This window comes from Sphingopyxis sp. PAMC25046 (assembly GCF_004795895.1).
Lineage (GTDB): Bacteria > Pseudomonadota > Alphaproteobacteria > Sphingomonadales > Sphingomonadaceae > Sphingopyxis.
Genome location: NZ_CP039250.1, coordinates 3740705 through 3757327, shown reverse-complemented (window position 1 = coordinate 3757327; position 16623 = coordinate 3740705). Strand labels below are relative to the sequence as shown.

Below are 16623 nucleotides of genomic sequence, written 5' to 3'. Positions count from 1 at the left end.
GGCTAATGCGCATCCCACCTGATTTTAATCTCTATTGCGTCGCAGTTGCAATTAGTCTAGGCGGCCCCCGTTCATCGCACGGATATCCGGGGGCATCATGGTTCGTTCGTTTCGTCCAGTCTTCAAATTCGCGCTGCTCGCCGCCAGCGTTCTTTCGGTTCCGGCCTTTGCGCAGGAAGCCGCGCCGGAGCAGGAAGAGGGCGGGGCGAGCGGCCGCAAGGACGATACGATCGTCGTCTATGGCAGCGGCATCGACCGCAATAGTGCGGCCACCGGGCTCGACCTGACGCCGCGCGAGACGCCGCAGTCGATCACGATCATCACGCGCGAGCAAATCGACGACCAGGCGGCGTCGACGGTCGCCGACGTGCTCGAATATACCACCGGGCTTTCGGTGAAGCGCGTCGACCGCGGCCGTAACCTGCTGTCGGCGCGCGGCTTCGACATCACCGCCTTCCAGCTCGACGGCCTGCCCTTTGCGACGGGCAATGTCGGGCTCGAGGAGACGAGCACCGCCATCTATGACCGGGTCGAGGTCATTCGCGGCGCGACCGGCCTGTTGCAGGGGGCGGGCGAGCCTTCGGCGTCGATCAACATGGTCCGCAAGCGCGCCGACGCGCGCGAGCTGACCGGCGACGTGAATTTCGAAGCGGGTTCGTGGAATCATTATTCGGGGCTGATCGACATCGGCGCGCCGCTGACCGCCGACGGATCGGTGCGCGCGCGCCTCGTCGCCGAGGTCTATTCGCAGGATGCCTTTGTCGACCTCGAAAGCAGCAACGGCTTTACCCTCTATGGCACGATCGCTGCCGATCTAGGCCCGGGCACGCGGCTCCGCGCCGGCGCGAGCTATCAGCGCGACGAGCGCGACGGAGTGATGTGGGCGCAGCTGCCCTATTGGTATGCCGACGGCTCGCGTCCCGACTGGGCGCGTTCGAAGACCACGGGCGCCGACTGGAACGAATGGGACACCACCGAAAAGGCGGCGTTCGTGTCGCTCGAGCAGGATCTGGGCGGCAGCTGGCAATTGCGCGGCGACCTCTCCTATTTCGAACAGGTCGAGGATTCGAAGCTGATCTGGCTGTGGGGCAACCCCGACCGCGAAACCGGGACGGGCATGGACATATGGCCCTATTGGTATCTTTCCAAGCCCAAGCAATGGAGCGCCAACCTGCAGGTCAAGGGCGATTACCAGCTCTTCGGCCGGCAGCACGAGCTGGTGTTCGGCGCGATGTACAGCCACCAGAAGGGCGGCTGGACCAATCGCGACCCCGACCCCGCGAGCGTCGCCCCGGTCGGCGATTTCCACGACTGGGACGGCAGCTATCCCGAGCCCGTCTGGGGCGAACGCTATCGCATGAGCGGGTTCGGCACGACCGAACAGACCGCCATCTATGGCGTGACGCGTTTCCGGATTCTCGACCGGCTGAAGCTGATCGCCGGCGGGCGGTTGAGTTCGTGGACGCGCGACGAGGAGGAGGCGCTTTACACGCCCGAAGCCTATCGGATCGAGCACAAGGGGGTGTTTACACCCTATGCGGGGCTGATCTTCGACTTCACCGATTTCTTCTCGGCCTATGCGAGCTATACGAGCATCTTCAACCCGCAGACCGCGCGCGACCGCACCGGCCGCTATCTCGATCCGCTCGAGGGCGACAATTACGAAGCGGGGCTGAAGGCCGACCTGATGAACGGCCGGCTGCGCGCGTCGGCGGCAGTCTTCCGCGTCGAGCAGAGCAATTTCGCCGTTCCCGACATCGATCCCGAAACGGGCGACCCCTATTTCGTGCCCGGCACCACCGACGTCGCCTCGCGCCCCGCCAAGGGCGTGGTGTCGAAGGGCTATGAACTCGAGATGCAGGGCGAGCCGCTTCGAGGTTGGGACATCAGCGTCGGGTGGAGCCATTTCAAGGCGAAGGATCCGGACGGCGTAGACGTGCAGGCGCACCAGCCGCGGCGTGTGTTCCGCATGGCGACCAAATATGAATTCGGCGGCGCGTTGGGCGGCTTCAGCCTCGGTGGTTCGCTGCGCTGGGAAAGCCGGCCGCCGCAGACGGCGCCCAATCCCGTGACCGGGCAGGATGAACCGGTTGGGCAAAAGGAATATGCTCTGGTGAACCTGATGGGCGCTTACGCCCTGACCGAGGCGTGGTCGGTGCAGGTCAATGTCAACAATGTTTTCGACAAGAGCTATTACAACACCAACAGCTGGTTCGGCGGCTTCATCTATGGCGAACCGCGCAATGCACGCGTGACGCTGCGTTACGGGTTTTAAGCGGCATCGAAATCGCGCACGATCGGACGATATAACCTAATAGGTGAAAATATCTTGACATCGTCACGCTGATATGGCACAAGTATCACATCATGAAGAATTGCGAGTCGGGCCGGCGGCCTTCCGTTTTGCGGGAGGCCTTCCGGCCCGATTGCCTTGGGAGGTGGCGATGGACTTGGTGGTGAAAAGCGGGAAAGGGCGATTGCTGGTCAAGACGAAGCGCTCGCGCCGCGAAATTTCGCAGGGCAAGCGTGACGAGTTCATCCAGCATCTGAGCGAGACCTGCAACGTCACGCTGTCGGCCGAGCGGGTCGGTGTCGCCTTTTCGACCTTTTACAAGATACGCCAGCGCGACCCGGCGTTCGCGGCCGCTTGGCAGGGCGCGCTCGACGCCGGTTATCAGCGGCTGGAGATCGGGTTGCTCCATGCCGCTTTGGCAGTTGTCGAGGGCCAGTCACCGAGCGAAAACGAAAAGGGCGAGGGCGTGGTAATTGCGCCGATGACGATGGAGCAGGCGCTGCGGGTTCTCGGGCGGCATGAAGGGAGCGTTCGCGACGGTAAGCTGCGCAGCCTCCGCCTCGGCAAGGGCAAACTGCCGACGTCGGAGGAGACCGATGCCTATGTGCTGAAGCGGATCGACATATTGCGACGCCAGCGCGGCTGGGATCAACTCTAACATGGCGCAGGCGACGCGCGATGTCGTCGGCGACCTGTTGGAGCTGTTGGCGACGCTGACGCCGGGCCAGTTGCGACGGTTGATGCGCGACCTTCCATATAAATATCGCCGCGAGTTGATCGAGCGGTGGCAAGGTTGGGCGCAGGAGGGGCAATGCGAGCCGCCGGGCGACTGGCGCATCTGGATGATTCGCGCGGGGCGCGGGTTCGGCAAGACGCGCGCGGGTGCCGAATGGATCAGCGAATGGGCGCGGATGTTACCGGGAGCCCGGATCGCGCTGGTTGCGGCGAACGATGCCGACGGACGCCGGGTGATGATCGAAGGGCCGAGCGGGCTGCTGGCGGTCGCGCGGTCGGATGAGGAGCCGCTTTGGCGCGAGAGCCTGCGCGAACTGCATTTCGACAGCGGCGCCGTGGCGACGCTCTATTCGGCGGCGGCGGCTGAAAATTTGCGCGGACCCGAGCATCATGTCGCTTGGTGCGATGAACTGGCGAAGTGGCCGCAAGGCCATATGGCATGGGACAATCTGATGATGGGATTGCGGCTGGGCGACGCGCCGCGTGTGCTGGTAACCACGACGCCGCGGCCGACCGCGCTGATGCGGCGGATCATGGCGCTGCCGGGGTTTGAGGAAACGCGCGGCGGGACAAATGACAACGCGTATCTGCCGTCGAATTTCGTGGAGGCGATGGTCGCGAGTTACGGCGGCACGCGGCTGGGGCGGCAGGAGCTCGATGGCGAGATGTTGGAGGATGTCGAGGGCGCGTTATGGACGCGGGGGCTGATCGAGCGGTGCCGGATCGGCGCCGACGAGATCGGCAAGCCGGTGCGCGTGGTGATCGGCGTCGATCCGCCCGCGACGAGCACGGGTGATGCGTGCGGGATCGTCGTCGCGGCGCTGCTGCGCGACGGGCGGCTGGCGGTGGTCGAGGATGCGAGCGCCCTGAACCCGCCGCCCGCGGTGTGGGCGCAGGCGGTGGCGAGCGCGGCGGCGCGCTGGGGCGCCGACCGCGTGGTCGCCGAGAGCAATATGGGCGGCGAGATGGTCGAAAATACGCTGCGGCAGGCCGAACTGACGCTGCCGGTGGTGCCGGTGCACGCGAGCGTCGGCAAGGCGCGCCGCGCCGAGCCGGTCGCGATCGCCTATGAGCGCGGGCGGGTGGTGCATGCGGGGGCGTTCGCGGACTTGGAAGACCAGCTTTGCGGGTTGCAGGTGGGCGGCGGCTATGCGGGACCGGGGCGCTCGCCCGATCGGGCGGATGCGTGCGTTTGGGCGCTGGCGGCTTTGCTGGACGGGCTGAAGAGAGGGAAGGAGCCGGGGGTGCGGGTGGTTTAGGCTGAACGGTAGTCAGGTGTTAGGCTTGTCGATTGTTTTGATCGTCCCAGCGCCTCTGCTCGATATCGCATGCTGCTTCGATGACATTGCCTATGTCGGATACGAATTGACGCATCGAAACGAGGTCTGCGGATTCGCGGGAGGACGTTGGCATGAAGTTGTCGACGATCTCGACCATCTGGCTGTGCGATTGCAGCAGTCGATTTCGCAAGGCCACCGGATTATCGACGCCCCGGAAATAATAATCCTCGCGGCTATATACATAGTTGCAGCCACCGGAAGTCACGATGCTGTAAACCGGACCGGCCAGCGCGACTTCTAGATGTGCCGTCTCGATCCAGTGGATCATAGCGCGTCTGGACTGCCAGCCGTACTTTGCGGGCACGTAAAAAGCTTCGTTGAATTGGCTTTCCAGTCCCGTCACGTCGTTTTCGTGCATTGCGAGCAATTAGCCATCGTCGCGTCGGGATGCAACGCGTCCGGGGATTACGAACGAGTGGAATAGGCAGGCCCCGGGTCAAGCCCGGGGTGACGAGAGGTAGGGTACTGTCCCTCTTGGGCGCGACATAGGAGATCATCATGAACTGGTTTGGCCGCAAGGCCGCGCAGCATCCTGCGCGGCCCGCTTTGTCGCGTGTGTATGGGAGCTGGTCGGCGCCCGCGCCGTTGAGCTGGGAGGCGCAGGTTCGCGAGGGCTATTTGTCCAATGCGATCGTGCAGCGGGCGGTGCGGCTTGTTGCCGAGGCGGCGGGGTCGGCGCCGGTGGTGGCGAGCGACCCGGCGCTGGCGGCGCTCGTTGCGGGCACTTCGGGCGGGCAGGGGCTGGTCGAGACGTTGGCGTCGCAGCTGCTGCTCCACGGCAATGGCTATGTGCAGATATTGACCGATGGTGCGGGGGCGCCGGCGGAGCTGTTTGCGCTGCGGCCCGAGCGGGTGACGGTCGAGGCCGATGCGCGGGGGTGGCCGGTAGCCTATCGCTATAAAGCCGGCGGTAGTGCCGCGGTGCTTCCGGCGGAAGATGGCGCCGGGCGCGTGGCGGTGGTGCATGTGAAGGCGCTGCATCCGCTCGACGATCATTATGGCGCGGGGTGTCTGGGCGCGGCTGCGGGTGCGATCGCGGCGCATAATGCCGCCGCGAAGTGGAATGCGGCGCTGCTCGACAATGCGGCGCGGCCTTCGGGGGCGCTGGTGCACGACCCGGGCGACAAGGGCATGCCCTTGTCGGCCGAGCAGGTCGACCGGCTGCGCGAGGAGCTGGCCGAGAGTTTCGCGGGCGGGGCGAATGCGGGGCGGCCGTTGCTGCTCGAAGGCGGATTGAAGTGGCAGGCGCTGTCGCTGTCGCCGGCCGAGATGGATTTCCTGGCGCTGAAAGATTCGAGCGCGCGCGAGATCGCGATGGCGTTCGGGGTGCCGCCGATGCTGCTCGGACTGCCGGGGGACGCGACCTATGCCAATTATCGCGAGGCCAATCGGGCGCTGTGGCGGCTGACGGTGTTGCCGCTCTGCGCGAAGATTTTGGCGGCGGTGGCGCAGGGACTTTCGGGCTGGTTTGCGGGGGCGGAGCTGCGCGTCGATCTCGACCGGGTGCCGGCGCTGGCCGAGGACCGGATGGCGCTGTGGCGCGAGGTGTCGGCGGCCGACTGGCTGAGCGCGGACGAGAAGAAGGCGTTGCTGGGGTTGGATTGAACTGGACCGTCACCCCGGGCTTGACCCGGGGTTCCGCTCAGCGACGCTCGAAAAGCGGGACCCCGGGTCAAGCCCGGGGTGACGAAGAGGAGTTATGCAAATGGATGAAGACGAAGCGCTGGCGCGGTTGGTCGCGCTGGCGGGGACGAGTGCGGCCGGAGCTTCCGGCGCGCCTGACGCGGCCTTGCTGCGCGCGGTGGTCGAGGAGGCGAGCGAACTGGGGGCGCGGCGGGCGCTGGCGCGGCTCGGGCTCGCCGACGAGGCGGCGCGCGACGATGTAAGCGATTTGCGGCAGCTGCTCGGCGCGTGGCGCGACGCGAAGAAGAGCGTGTGGGCGGCGGTGGTCGATTGGGCGGTGCGCTGTGTGCTGGCGCTCGTCGTCGTCGGGCTGGCGGTGAAGCTGGGGCTGCCGGGGCTCCTGAAGTGAAGGCGGTAGCCGAACGGGCCCTCTACCGACCCCTCTCGCAAGCGGGAGCGGGGGTCAGGTTCGCGGGCTATGCATCGGTGTTCGACCGCGTCGATCGCGGGGGCGATGTGGTGCGCGCGGGGGCGTTTGCGGCGAGTCTGAAGGAGGGACGCGCCGTGCCGTTGCTGTGGCAGCACCGGCCGGGGGCCGTGATCGGCGCGATCGAGACTTTGGCGGAGGATGCGCGGGGGCTGCGCGTGGTGGCGCGGGTGACGCATCCGACCGCCGCCGCGCTGGTAGCGCGCGGCGCGCTGACGGGGCTGAGCTTTGGATATCGGGTGCGGGCTGCGCGTGGAACGGGGCCGCGCGAGCTGACGGCGCTCGATTTGGCGGAGGTCAGCCTGGTGGCGGCGCCGATGCAGCCCTTGGCGCGGGTAATCGCGGTGGATTTGGTGAAGGAGTGACAAGCATGGATGATATGGAAGTGAAGGCCGACGCGCTCGAGGGGGCGTTCGATGCGGTGCTGGCGGCCGAGGCCGTGGATGAGCTGAAGGCGTCGGTGGCTGCGCTGAAGACGCAGGTGGACGCGCAGGCGGTGGCGGCGTCGCGGTTGCCGCTCGACGGGGCGAAGGCGGCCGATCCGGCGCGCGACGCCTTTGTCGAACGCTATCTGCGGCGCGGGATCGATGCCGGCGTGGAGATGAAAAGCCTTTCGGGAGCGTCGGGCGGTGAGGGCGGTTATGCCGTGCCGCGCGAGATCGACGGCAGTATCGCGGCGACGCTGAAGACGCTGTCGCCGATCCGCGGAATCGCGACGGTGGTGCAGACGGGGACGAGCGGATATCGCAAGCTTATCGCGACGGGATCGATGGGCGCGGGCTGGGTCGGCGAGACCGCGGCGCGGCCCGAGACCGCGACGCGCAGCTTTGCCGAGATAGCGCCGCCGTCGGGCGAGCTCTACGCCAATCCGGCGGCGAGTCAGGCGATGCTCGACGATGCGATGTTCAATGTCGAGGACTGGCTGGCCGAGCAGCTCGGCCGCGAGTTCGCGGTCGCCGAAGGATCGGCGTTCGTGACCGGCAACGGGACGAACCGGCCGAAGGGTTTCCTGACCTATGCGACCACGAACGAACTCGACGGTGTACGCGCCTTCGGCACGCTGCAGCATCTGGCGACGGGGACCGCGGGCGCCTTTCCGGCGTCGAACCCGCAGGACAAGCTTGTCGAGCTCGTCCATTCGCTGAAGGCTCCCTATCGTCAGGGCGCGTGCTGGGTGATGAATTCGGACACGCTGGCGCGCATTCGCAAGTTCAAGACGACCGATGGCGCTTTCGTGTGGCAGCCGGGGATGGTCGAGGGGCAGGCGGCGACCTTGCTCGGCTATCCGGTGGTCGAGGCCGAAGACATGCCCGATGTCGGCGCGAACAGCCTGTCGGTCGCCTTCGGCAATTTCCGCGCCGGTTACCTGATAGCCGATCGCGGTGAAACGCGGATTCTGCGCGATCCGTTCAGCAACAAGCCCTTCGTGCATTTCTATGCAACCAAAAGGGTCGGCGGCGCGATCATCGATACGCAGGCCATCAAGCTGATGAAGTTCGCCGCCAGCTAAGAGGCTGGTGCGCGAGGGCGCCCGGCCCGTCCAACCCTTTCGGGGCGGAGCCGGGCGCCAAATGCCGATCGCCATTCCGCCCATACCGGCCTGCAAATGCCTGTCGCCCGCGCTTCCGGTGCTCATGTACAATGGTACGCAGCACGCCGGGTCGCGGGCGAAAGTCATTTTCGACTCGGTCTGAACGAAATGGCAACCGGCATTTTCTCCATTAAAATCCTATTGGAAAGGATGGCCCTGCCATGCCGACCCCCTTTTTTGCCGATCTGGTACGCGAGCTTGCCCAAGACGGCGGGACCGGGCCGCTGACGCCGACCGGCGCGGTGCCCGGTCATCGCCGCTTTGCCGACGCGGTGCCGCCCGGCGCTTCGTTTCACTATGCCGTGGCGGGGATCGCCCGCCCCGAACAATGGGAGGTCGGCACCGGCCGGATCGACGTCGACGGCCGCTTGCTTCGCGAGACGGTGGCGGCATCGTCGGCGGGCGGTGCGACGGTCGATTTCGCGACCGGACTGAAAACGATCGCGCTGACCGTGGGCGCCGGATGGTTCGCGGCGAGCGATACGCAGGCGGCGACGCTGGCGGCCGGCGTGACGGCGGTCGGCGGCGAACTGGCGGGGCTGGCGGATGCGGTCGAGGCGAAGCAGCCGCTGTCGACAACGCACGCAAGCGCGGGCGCGGGCGACGCAACGGACGCAGTGACGGTTCGCCGTGGCGCCGGCTGGGTCAATATTCCGCTGTCGGCACTGGCGTTTCGCGATGGGGATGGCCGTTATGCGCTGGACGGCGCGCTGGCCGCAAGAAACGGAAGCGCGCTCGCGCCGTCGATCGGCTTTGCGGGCGACGGCGGAACCGGCTTGTGGCAGCCCGCGAGCAATATACTGGGCTTTGCGACCAATGGCGCGGAGCGTGCGCGGATCACCGGCAGCGGGAATTTCGGTATCGGAGCGAGCGCGCCCGCCGCTTTGCTGCACGTTCGTGGAGGCGGTGCGGGCGCCACGCAGCTTCGCCTCGAAAGCAGTGCGACGCAGCCGAACATCGCCTTTTACAACGGCAGCGGCAATGTGAACGACCGCAATTGGGCCATCGTCGCTAGCCATGTCGCCTATGGCGAACTCGTTTTTCGCCGGTCGAACGCCTCTGCGGGCGACCCGCTTGCGGCGGGGACGACCCTGTTCCGTATCCTGCCCGAAGGGCAATTGCAGGGCGTTTCCGGGACCAGCGCGGCGCCCGCTTATAGCTTCGCTGCCGATCCCGATACCGGCCTTATGTTGTCGGCTTCAAACCAGATCGCCCTGGTTACGGACGGCGCCCAACGGTTGACGGTCGATGCCGCCGGAAATGTGACGCCGGGAGGAGACAATATACAGGTGCTCGGATGGTCGTCGGCGCGCTGGTCGCTAATCTATGCCGGCACCGGCACGATCAACACCTCGGACGCCCGCGAAAAGACGTGGCGTGGCGAGCCGACCATCGAAGAAATAGCCGCGGCGCGCCGCATCATCGGCGAACTCGGCTTTTTCCGATGGGACCACGCGATCGCCATGAAAGGGGAAGACGGCGCTCGGCTGCACTTTGGCGTTCGCGCGCAGGCGGTATGGGCGATCATGGCCGATGAAGGGCTGATCGACCCGATCGCTGAAGGCGCGGCGTCGAGCAGCCGCTATGCCTTTTTGTGCCACGACAAATGGGACGAGGAAGCCACCGGCGAAGGCCCGCCCGCCGGCGACCGCTTCGGCGTGCGCACCGATCAGCTGGCGCTGTTCCTGATCGCGGCGCAGGACGCGCGCCTCGCGGCGCTTGAGGCCGCGGCATGATGGACGGATCGGCATTGGCCGCGCGCGCGATCGGCGATGTCGCAAGGCGCGATCTCGCTAGCGAGTGGGCCGGTCCCGAGCCGGCGGCGCCGCAGACGGTGCTGCCGCTGGCGCGCGAGGCGGCGCGGCGCGTGACGGTGCGCAAACCCTGACGGGAGGGGAAGACGATGACGATGATGGTGAAGGATCCGGGCACGCGGATCGATTTCGAGTTCGACTGGGCTGCCGCCTATCCGGGCGGCCAGGCGGTCGTGGCGAGCGACTGGTCGGTCGCACCGGACGAAGAGGGCGGCGTGACCGTGATCGGTAGCGCGCACGACCTTAAGGAGGTGACCGTCACGCTGGCGGGCGGGGTCGCGGGCCATGTCTATCGTGTCACCAATCGCGTGACGATGAGCGACGGGCAAATCGACGAACGGTCAATGACCTTGCGGGTGGAGGAGCGATGATGGCGGAAAGCCTGTTGCCGGGCGAGGCCCCGGTGAGCCTGAACGAAGCGCGCGGCTGGTTGCGGCTGGGCGCGACGATTGACGACGCGGTGATCGCAGGGCTGGTGCGTGCGGCGACCAATATCTGCGAGGCGTTCATCGGCCAGTGGCTGGTCGTGCGCGCGGGCGAGGAGGAGGCGCAGCTGTCAGCGGAACGCATCCTGCTTGGCGCGCGGCCGGTGATCGGGGTCGACGGCGTAACATTGCTGTCGGCGGACGGTTCGGAAATCCCGCTCGGCGAGGACGCGTATCGCGTGACGATCGCGCGCGACGGCAGCGCCTGCGTTACGGTTACCGATCCGGAGAGCGCGGCCCGCGTGCGCATCGCCTATCGCGCCGGCATGGCCGAGGGCGCGAACGGCATCCCCGAAGCGATCCGCCAGGGCATCGTGCGGATGACGCAGCATTTGCACGACGCACGCGACGGCACGGGGGTGGGGCCGCCCGCGATGATCGCGGCGCTGTGGCAGCCGTGGCGGCGACTGACGCTGGGAAGCGGGCGATGAGCGGCGCCGAGCAGGCGGTGCGCGCGAAGGCGCTGGCGCTGCTGGCGGGTGACGCGGATCTCGCAGGGATGGTGCATGGCGTGTTCGACGGCGTTCCGCCGCGGACAAGCGCGCCCTATGTCTCGGTGGGCGGGGCGGAAGGCCGCGACTGGGGCACGAAGGACCGGGCTGGGCGCGAGGTGCAGGTGATGCTGGTGTTGAACGGCGTCGGCGAGAGCGCCGACTGCGGTGCCGTCGCGCGGATCGAGGCGGCGGCCGGCGGCTTGCGCGGTGCGGCGGACGGCTGGACGGTCGTCAGCGTGCGGGTGATGCGGACGCGGTTCACCTTCGCGCGCGACGGTGGCTGGCGCCGCGAGACGATCGTGCGGTGTCGCTGTCTGGCGGGATAGAGCGAGGTTTTCGCTATTCGCCCGGCATCGTGTTGGTCGACTTATAGTCCTTGAACTTTTCGGTGAAATTGGCGTGGTAATCCTCGATCTGAAGGTCGGCGTCTTCGGTCGCGACCGCTTCGGAGTCGCCGCTTGCGCGGCCGAGCGCGATCACCGCCTTGCGAAAGGCGTCGCGCTCGGTCCCGCAGTTCGATTTCACCTGCATTTCATATTGGACGTCTTCGACCTTGGCCTCGAGCGCCTTCTTCATGTCGTCGCGCAGGCATTTGGTGAAGGCAACGCGCGTCGTGGCGACGGTCGCCGCGGGCGACGACTGCACCATGGCGGCCAAAAGCAATGTCGTGATCAGCATCCTGCGACTCCCCATCCGCATGATTATATTTTGAGGAGATTAGACGATGGCTATCGAAAATGGGAGCGATTTTCTGCTCAAGGTCGGCGACGGCGAAGCGCCACCGACCTATCGCACGGTCGCGGGTCTGCGCACCACCCAGCTGTCGGTGAACGGCGAAGCGGTGAATGTCACGACCAAGGATTCGGGCGGGTGGCGCGAGCTGCTGTCGGGCGCAGGCGTCCGGTCGGTGTCGGTGAGCGCGGCGGGCATTTTTACGGGTTCGGACGCCGAGGTGCGGCTGCGCGGCCATGCCTTGTCGGGGACCATCGACGATTATGAGCTGAGCTTCGAAAGTGGCGAGCGGATGCGCGGGCGTTTCCTCGTCACGCGGCTCGACTATGCCGGCGATTATAATGGCGAGCGCAATTACACGCTGAACCTGGAATCGAGCGGCGCGGTGGTGAGCCTGTGAGCGGGGCCAACGCGCTTCGCGGCGAGGCGGAACTGACGGTCGGCGGGCGGCGGCTGGTGCTGCGGCCGAGCTTTGCGGCGCTGGTCGCCGCCGAGGCCGAGCTGGGGCCGCTCTTCGGCCTGGTCGAACGGGCGGCCGAGGGGCGGTTGGGGCTGGGCGAGTTGGCGGGGCTGTTCTGGCATTGCGTTAAGGAGCGGCCCGAGGCCTTGACGCGCGAAGCGGTGGGCGAGGCGGTGGTCGCCGAGGGACTGGCTGCCGTGACCCCGGCGCTGCGCGTGCTGCTGGGACAGATATTGCAGGGACGATGAGGTGGCGGACGATCGGCTTGGCCCCGCAGCGATCAGGCTCGCAGGGGTGATGGCACGCGTCGCGGGATGGCGGCCGGGCGAGTTCTGGGCGGCGACGCCGGCCGACGTCCGCGCGGCGCTGGCGGGGTGGGTCGACCCCGGCGAGGCGACCTGTTTCGACGGTGCGGCGCTGACGGCGATGATGGAGAGATTTCCCGATGGATGAGGTGGACGAAATGATCGTCGCGGTGCGCGCCGATACCGGAGCGTTCCGGCGCGACATAGCGGCGCTGCGCGCCGAACTGGGCGGGCCGCTGGTCGTCGAAGCCGATCGCGCGGGGCGTGCGATCGAGCGGGCGCTGTCGCGCGCGATCGTGAGCGGCAAGATGGGGTTCGAGGATCTGAAGCGGCTCGCGCTGTCGGTGATGGCCGATATTGCGCGCGCGGCGATTTCGAACGGTATCGGCGCGGCGAGCGGCGGATCGGGCGGCGGGGGGCTGCTGTCGCTGGGTACGTCGATCGCGATGGCGCTGTTCGGCGCGCCGGGCCGGGCGACGGGTGGGCCGGTGAGCGCGGGGCGGGCCTATCGCGTCGGCGAGCGCGGGCCCGAGCTGTTCGTGCCGACCGCGAGCGGGCGGATCGAGGCGGCGGGCGGGGGCGTGCGCAACATCGCGATCACGGTGAATGTGCGGGGCGAGGCAGGCAGCGAGCCGCAGCGGCTGGCGCAGACGGGGCGGCAGCTGGCCCGTGCGGTGCGGCGCGCGGTGGCAAGCGGAGAGGATTGATGGGCTGGGCGCTGGTTTCGGCCGCCGAGCCGCATCATCGGAAAACCTGGCTCAAGCGGTTCGACCCGAGGTTCTGGACGGTCGATTTCGCGCGGCCGATGATGGCGAGCGTGACGAGCGACGCGCCTGACGCCCTGCGCGTTGAGGCGGTCTTTTATCGGAAGCAGGATCTGGCGGGGCTGATCTGGGAGAGCGAGGATCGTTGGGATCACCCGCTGCTCGCCTATGAGACGAAACGCGATTTCCGGCACGCACGGCTGAGCTTCCGCTGGCGGTCGGGCGGGGTTAAGCCGCTCGATGCGCTGCACGGGCCGACGCTGACGATCGAGGGGCGCGACGCCGCGGGGAGCGCTCGCGCCTGGTATGTGCGGCTGTGGAATTACGCCGAGGGGGCGGCGGAAGACGCCATCGTCACACTCGATTTCGATGCGCTGGCCGGCGGGTTTCTGTTGCCCGGCGAAGCCGACCCCGTGTGGGCGGGCGATATCGACCGGATGTTCATTTCGCTGGTGCCACCGGTCTATGACGGCGGCGATGGCGTGCTGCCGGCCCCCGTGCAGGGCTGGGCCGAGATGAGCGAGATCGTCTGCTCGGGATCGGGATCGGTGCTTGCGATCGGCGATGTGGTGATGCCCGAGCTGGACCCGGCAGACGGGGGGCTGGGCATCGCGAGCGGCTATGACGACAGCTATCATCTGACGCCCGCGCGGCTGGTGCGGCAGGTCGTGCAGCTCGGCTATCGCGGCGACATCGTCCATTATGTCGGGATGAGCCATTATATGCGGCTCGAGGCGGCGGAGGGCGCATTTCATGTCGGCGTTGCGGGCGGCGCGCTCAATGCGCCGAGCGCAGCGTGGCACGCGGCGTTCGCGGCGGCATGCGAAGCGGCGGGGCTGGGAGTGATCTGGTCGCTCTCCTACGAGCTGTTCGATGCCTATTGCCCGGAAAACTGGAAGCAGCGCGCGAGCGACGGGTCGCCGGCGCTGACCGGGTGGGAGCCTCCGTCGACCTTGCTGTCCCCCGCGAATGACGAGGCGATGGGATATTTGCAGTCGGTCGCACGCGCGTTCGTCGCAATCGGCGCGGCGGCGGGACTCGACCTGAAATTCCAGGTCGGCGAACCGTGGTGGTGGATCGCGGGCGAAGGGCGGATATGCGCCTATGATGCCGCGACGACGGCGGCGCTGGGCAGCGCCAGCGTGCCGATCGCCGATGTGCGCGGGATGCTGGACGCGTCGCAACTGGCGATGCTCGATGCGTTGGGGGCGCTGCTTGCGGCGTCGACAACGGCGCTGGTTGCGGCGGCGCGCGATGAGGCGGACGCGACGGGGCTGGTTAGCCATCTGCTAGTCTATCTGCCGACGGTCCTCGACCCCGCGGCGCCCGCGCTGCGCCGCGCCAATGTGCCGTTAGGGTGGGCAGCGCCGGCCTTCGACGTGCTGCAACTGGAGGATTATGACTGGGTAACCGGCGGGCGCGGCGTGGAAACGGCGGGCGCGCGGACGGCGATGACGGTACGGCTCGGCTATCCAGCCCATGAGCAGCATTATTTTTCGGGCTTCGTGCTGTTGCCCGAGCAGCGCGCCGGGTGGGCGGCGATTGCCGAGGCGGCTGGCGCGGCGCGGCGCGCGGGGGTGGCGCGCGCCTTTATCTGGGCGCTGCCGCAGGTGGCGCGCGACGGGTTCGTGATCTTTGACGGGGAGGATGATGTGCAGGCTTTCGATGCGGTGGATTTTCCGCTCGCGATCGGGCGCGAAGCGGTGGTCGTCACCGAATTTTCGACCCAGATCGTGAGTTCGCCATCGGGGCATGAGCAGCGCGCGAGCGAATGGGCCGAGCCGCGGATGCGTTATGACGCGGGGCCGGGAATCCGGTCCGAAACCGATGTGCGCGCACTGACCGATTTCTTTCGCGCGCGGCGCGGCGCGGCGCGGGGGTTTCGCTTTCGCGATCCCTTCGACGGGAGTTCGGCCGCCGACGGCGGTCTGCCGGCGGCGGACGATCAGCTGCTCGGTCTGGGCGACGGGGAACGGCGGCAGTTCGCGCTGGTGAAGCGCTATGGCGAGGGCGATGCCGAACAGGTCCGCCCGATCCGGCTGCCGGTCGAAGGGAGCGTGCGCGTCGCGGTCGACGGGATCGAGACGGCGGCGTTCCTGATCACCGACGATGGCGAGGTGTCGCTCGACGCCGCGCCGGGGCCGGGGGTCGCGGTGCGCGCGGGCTTTCTGTTCGATGTGCCGGTGCGATTTGCCGAAGACCGGCTGGAGGCGAGCCGCGCGACCTTTCTCGCGGGCGAATTGGCGAGCGTGCCGCTGGTCGAGGTGCGGGCGCCATGGTGATGATGGAAGCGCCCGGCTGGCTGCGCGAGGAGTTGGTGACGCTCGCCTGGTGCTGGCGGTTGGCGCGGCGCGACGGGATCGCGATCGGCTTCACCTCGCACGACCGCGATTTGGTAGTCGGCGGCTTGGCCTATCGCGCGGCGCCGGGGATGAAACCCTCGGCGATCGAGACGAACGACGGCATCGACGCCGCGACGATGGACCTGGAGGGCGCAATCGCGAGTGACGCGATCGCCGCGCGCGATCTGGAAGCGGGGCGATGGGACGGGGCGGAACTCGAGCTGTTCGTCACCGACTGGACCGCGCCGGAGGCGGCGCCGGTGACGGTCGCGCGCGGATCATTAGGGGCGATCGAGCAGCGCGGGACGGCCTTTGCCGCCGAGCTGCAAGGCGTGACGCGGCTGCTCGACCGGCCGGTATGCCCGGCGACCTCGCCCTCGTGCCGCGCAATGCTCGGCGACCGCGCGTGCCGCGTCGATCTGGCGCCGCGCACGCATATCCGGCGGGTGCTGGCGGTCGACGGGCGCGTGGTGACGCTCGACGCGGCGGTGGGCGGCATGGCTTTTGGCAGCTTGTCGTGGATCGAGGGCGCCAATTGCGGCCTGGAAAGCCCTGTGATTTCCGCGGACGGAGAAAGTCTTCATCTCGCCGAGGCGCCGGCGTTCGAACCAGCGGCACCGGTGCGCGTGCGGCTGGTCGAGGGATGCGACAAGCAGCTTGCGACGTGCCGCGACCGCTTTGCCAATGCGATCAATTTTCGCGGCGAGGCGCATCTGCCGGGCAATGATTTGCTGACGCGCTATCCCGGTGGCTGATTGCGGTGAGGCCGCCTTTCGCGCGGCCCGTGCGATGGTGGGGGCGCGGTTCCGGCCGCAGGGGAAGGATCCGGCGACGGGGCTCGATTGTGTCGGACTGGTATGGGCGGCTTATGCGGCGGCGGGACGGCGGCTGGCGCGGCCGGCGGCTTATCCGCTGCGCGGCTGGGGCCTCGATCGGATCGAGGGCTCGCTCGCTGCTGCGGGTTTTGTCGGCGCTGGCGATGCGGTGCGTCCCGGCGATGTCGCGCTGATCGTGCTTCCGGCGCGGCAATATCATCTCGGCCTGATCGGGCGCGAGACTTTCATTCATGCTCATGCGGGGCTGCGCAAGGTGGTCGAGACGCCGCTCGACTTGGGCGTGCGCGGCGCCGGGCGATGGCGGCTTTCATAAGGGGACGGC

The 16623-nt window shown here is 67.7% G+C and carries 21 protein-coding genes; 19 read left to right on the top strand and 2 right to left on the bottom strand.

Going from position 1 to position 16623, the window contains the following annotated elements:
* Nucleotides 1–97: 97 nt before the first annotated feature.
* The 3 genes from E5675_RS17730 to E5675_RS17720 all read left to right on the top strand — a co-directional run bounded on the left by E5675_RS17730 (nt 98) and on the right by E5675_RS17720 (nt 4287).
* Entirely contained in the window at nt 98–2275 is a 2178-nt protein-coding gene (locus E5675_RS17730) for a TonB-dependent siderophore receptor (protein ID WP_136175663.1), read from the top strand.
* A 181-nt stretch (nt 2276–2456) separates the two neighbouring features.
* On the top strand, nt 2457–2951 hold the full coding sequence (locus E5675_RS17725; RefSeq protein ID WP_136175662.1) for a hypothetical protein: 495 nt from the start codon (nt 2457–2459) through the stop codon (nt 2949–2951).
* 1 nt (nt 2952) lies between these two features.
* A complete protein-coding gene (locus E5675_RS17720; RefSeq protein WP_136175661.1) occupies nt 2953–4287 on the top strand; it encodes a terminase family protein in 1335 nt (444 codons plus the stop codon).
* Nucleotides 4288–4306: 19 nt separating this feature from the next.
* On the opposite strand, the gene E5675_RS17715 is transcribed toward E5675_RS17720, so the two are convergent.
* Nucleotides 4307–4726, bottom strand: coding sequence for a hypothetical protein (locus E5675_RS17715; RefSeq protein WP_136175660.1), 420 nt, complete (start codon nt 4724–4726; stop codon nt 4307–4309).
* A gap of 140 nt (nt 4727–4866) precedes the next feature.
* Between E5675_RS17715 and E5675_RS17710 the strand changes: the two genes are divergently transcribed.
* From E5675_RS17710 to E5675_RS17675, 9 genes are all read left to right on the top strand, one after another.
* Complete coding sequence (locus E5675_RS17710) at nt 4867–5973, top strand: phage portal protein (RefSeq protein WP_136175659.1); 1107 nt, start codon at nt 4867–4869, stop codon at nt 5971–5973.
* A gap of 100 nt (nt 5974–6073) precedes the next feature.
* Complete coding sequence (locus tag E5675_RS17705) at nt 6074–6400, top strand: DUF6127 family protein (RefSeq protein WP_210727556.1); 327 nt, start codon at nt 6074–6076, stop codon at nt 6398–6400.
* A gap of 77 nt (nt 6401–6477) precedes the next feature.
* Nucleotides 6478–6843, top strand: coding sequence for an HK97 family phage prohead protease (locus E5675_RS17700; protein WP_348769811.1), 366 nt, complete (start codon nt 6478–6480; stop codon nt 6841–6843).
* Nucleotides 6844–6848: 5 nt separating this feature from the next.
* Nucleotides 6849–7988, top strand: a complete 1140-nt coding sequence (locus tag E5675_RS17695) for a phage major capsid protein (RefSeq protein ID WP_136175656.1) — start codon at nt 6849–6851, stop codon at nt 7986–7988.
* 242 nt (nt 7989–8230) lie between these two features.
* Nucleotides 8231–9805, top strand: a complete 1575-nt coding sequence (locus E5675_RS17690; protein WP_136175655.1) for a tail fiber domain-containing protein — start codon at nt 8231–8233, stop codon at nt 9803–9805.
* Entirely contained in the window at nt 9802–9957 is a 156-nt protein-coding gene (locus E5675_RS21580; protein WP_168707919.1) for a hypothetical protein, read from the top strand. Before E5675_RS17690 ends, E5675_RS21580 begins: the two co-directional genes overlap by 4 nt.
* A 15-nt stretch (nt 9958–9972) precedes the next feature.
* Nucleotides 9973–10254, top strand: a complete 282-nt coding sequence (locus E5675_RS17685) for a hypothetical protein (RefSeq protein ID WP_168707918.1) — start codon at nt 9973–9975, stop codon at nt 10252–10254.
* Nucleotides 10251–10799, top strand: coding sequence for a hypothetical protein (locus E5675_RS17680; RefSeq protein ID WP_136175654.1), 549 nt, complete (start codon nt 10251–10253; stop codon nt 10797–10799). The genes E5675_RS17685 and E5675_RS17680 overlap by 4 nt, the downstream gene beginning before the upstream one ends.
* Nucleotides 10766–11188 carry a DUF3168 domain-containing protein gene (locus tag E5675_RS17675; RefSeq protein ID WP_136175653.1) on the top strand — a complete coding sequence of 141 codons (423 nt, stop codon included), beginning with the start codon at nt 10766–10768 and terminating at the stop codon, nt 11186–11188. The genes E5675_RS17680 and E5675_RS17675 overlap by 34 nt, the downstream gene beginning before the upstream one ends.
* 13 nt (nt 11189–11201) lie before the next feature.
* On the opposite strand, the gene E5675_RS17670 is transcribed toward E5675_RS17675, so the two are convergent.
* Nucleotides 11202–11540, bottom strand: a complete 339-nt coding sequence (locus E5675_RS17670; RefSeq protein ID WP_136175652.1) for a hypothetical protein — start codon at nt 11538–11540, stop codon at nt 11202–11204.
* 46 nt (nt 11541–11586) lie between these two features.
* Here E5675_RS17670 and E5675_RS17665 point away from each other — a divergent pair, with 46 nt between their 5' ends.
* From E5675_RS17665 to E5675_RS17635, 7 genes are read left to right on the top strand one after another with little or no spacing between them, the layout of a single operon-like run.
* Nucleotides 11587–11994, top strand: a complete 408-nt coding sequence (locus E5675_RS17665) for a phage major tail protein, TP901-1 family (protein ID WP_136175651.1) — start codon at nt 11587–11589, stop codon at nt 11992–11994.
* Complete coding sequence (locus E5675_RS17660) at nt 11991–12302, top strand: gene transfer agent family protein (protein ID WP_136175650.1); 312 nt, start codon at nt 11991–11993, stop codon at nt 12300–12302. Before E5675_RS17665 ends, E5675_RS17660 begins: the two co-directional genes overlap by 4 nt.
* A 1-nt stretch (nt 12303) precedes the next feature.
* Nucleotides 12304–12507: a phage tail assembly chaperone gene (locus E5675_RS17655; protein WP_136175649.1), complete on the top strand. Its 204-nt coding sequence runs from the start codon at nt 12304–12306 to the stop codon at nt 12505–12507.
* Complete coding sequence (locus E5675_RS17650; protein WP_136175648.1) at nt 12500–13066, top strand: tail tape measure protein; 567 nt, start codon at nt 12500–12502, stop codon at nt 13064–13066. The genes E5675_RS17655 and E5675_RS17650 overlap by 8 nt, the downstream gene beginning before the upstream one ends.
* Nucleotides 13066–15405: a DUF2460 domain-containing protein gene (locus E5675_RS17645; protein WP_136175647.1), complete on the top strand. Its 2340-nt coding sequence runs from the start codon at nt 13066–13068 to the stop codon at nt 15403–15405. Before E5675_RS17650 ends, E5675_RS17645 begins: the two co-directional genes overlap by 1 nt.
* On the top strand, nt 15399–16220 hold the full coding sequence (locus tag E5675_RS17640; protein WP_136175646.1) for a DUF2163 domain-containing protein: 822 nt from the start codon (nt 15399–15401) through the stop codon (nt 16218–16220). The genes E5675_RS17645 and E5675_RS17640 overlap by 7 nt, the downstream gene beginning before the upstream one ends.
* Nucleotides 16213–16614, top strand: coding sequence for an NlpC/P60 family protein (locus E5675_RS17635; RefSeq protein WP_247594675.1), 402 nt, complete (start codon nt 16213–16215; stop codon nt 16612–16614). The genes E5675_RS17640 and E5675_RS17635 overlap by 8 nt, the downstream gene beginning before the upstream one ends.
* Nucleotides 16615–16623: the final 9 nt, after the last annotated feature.

Bases quoted from the DNA above. Each gene is read 5' to 3' on its own strand.
- E5675_RS17720 (WP_136175661.1), top strand. From the start codon at position 2,953: ATGGCGCAGGCGACGCGCGATGTCGTCGGCGACCTGTTGGAGCTGTTG.
- E5675_RS17710 (WP_136175659.1), top strand. From the start codon at position 4,867: ATGAACTGGTTTGGCCGCAAGGCCGCGCAGCATCCTGCGCGGCCCGCT.
- E5675_RS17640 (WP_136175646.1), top strand. From the start codon at position 15,399: ATGGTGATGATGGAAGCGCCCGGCTGGCTGCGCGAGGAGTTGGTGACG.
- E5675_RS17690 (WP_136175655.1), top strand. From the start codon at position 8,231: ATGCCGACCCCCTTTTTTGCCGATCTGGTACGCGAGCTTGCCCAAGAC.
- E5675_RS17665 (WP_136175651.1), top strand. From the start codon at position 11,587: ATGGCTATCGAAAATGGGAGCGATTTTCTGCTCAAGGTCGGCGACGGC.
- E5675_RS17645 (WP_136175647.1), top strand. From the start codon at position 13,066: ATGGGCTGGGCGCTGGTTTCGGCCGCCGAGCCGCATCATCGGAAAACC.
- E5675_RS17685 (WP_168707918.1), top strand. From the start codon at position 9,973: ATGACGATGATGGTGAAGGATCCGGGCACGCGGATCGATTTCGAGTTC.
- E5675_RS17730 (WP_136175663.1), top strand. From the start codon at position 98: ATGGTTCGTTCGTTTCGTCCAGTCTTCAAATTCGCGCTGCTCGCCGCC.
- E5675_RS17715 (WP_136175660.1), bottom strand. From the start codon at position 4,726: ATGCACGAAAACGACGTGACGGGACTGGAAAGCCAATTCAACGAAGCT.
- E5675_RS17650 (WP_136175648.1), top strand. From the start codon at position 12,500: ATGGATGAGGTGGACGAAATGATCGTCGCGGTGCGCGCCGATACCGGA.
- E5675_RS17680 (WP_136175654.1), top strand. From the start codon at position 10,251: ATGATGGCGGAAAGCCTGTTGCCGGGCGAGGCCCCGGTGAGCCTGAAC.
- E5675_RS17705 (WP_210727556.1), top strand. From the start codon at position 6,074: ATGGATGAAGACGAAGCGCTGGCGCGGTTGGTCGCGCTGGCGGGGACG.
- E5675_RS17695 (WP_136175656.1), top strand. From the start codon at position 6,849: ATGGATGATATGGAAGTGAAGGCCGACGCGCTCGAGGGGGCGTTCGAT.
- E5675_RS17670 (WP_136175652.1), bottom strand. From the start codon at position 11,540: ATGCTGATCACGACATTGCTTTTGGCCGCCATGGTGCAGTCGTCGCCC.
- E5675_RS21580 (WP_168707919.1), top strand. From the start codon at position 9,802: ATGATGGACGGATCGGCATTGGCCGCGCGCGCGATCGGCGATGTCGCA.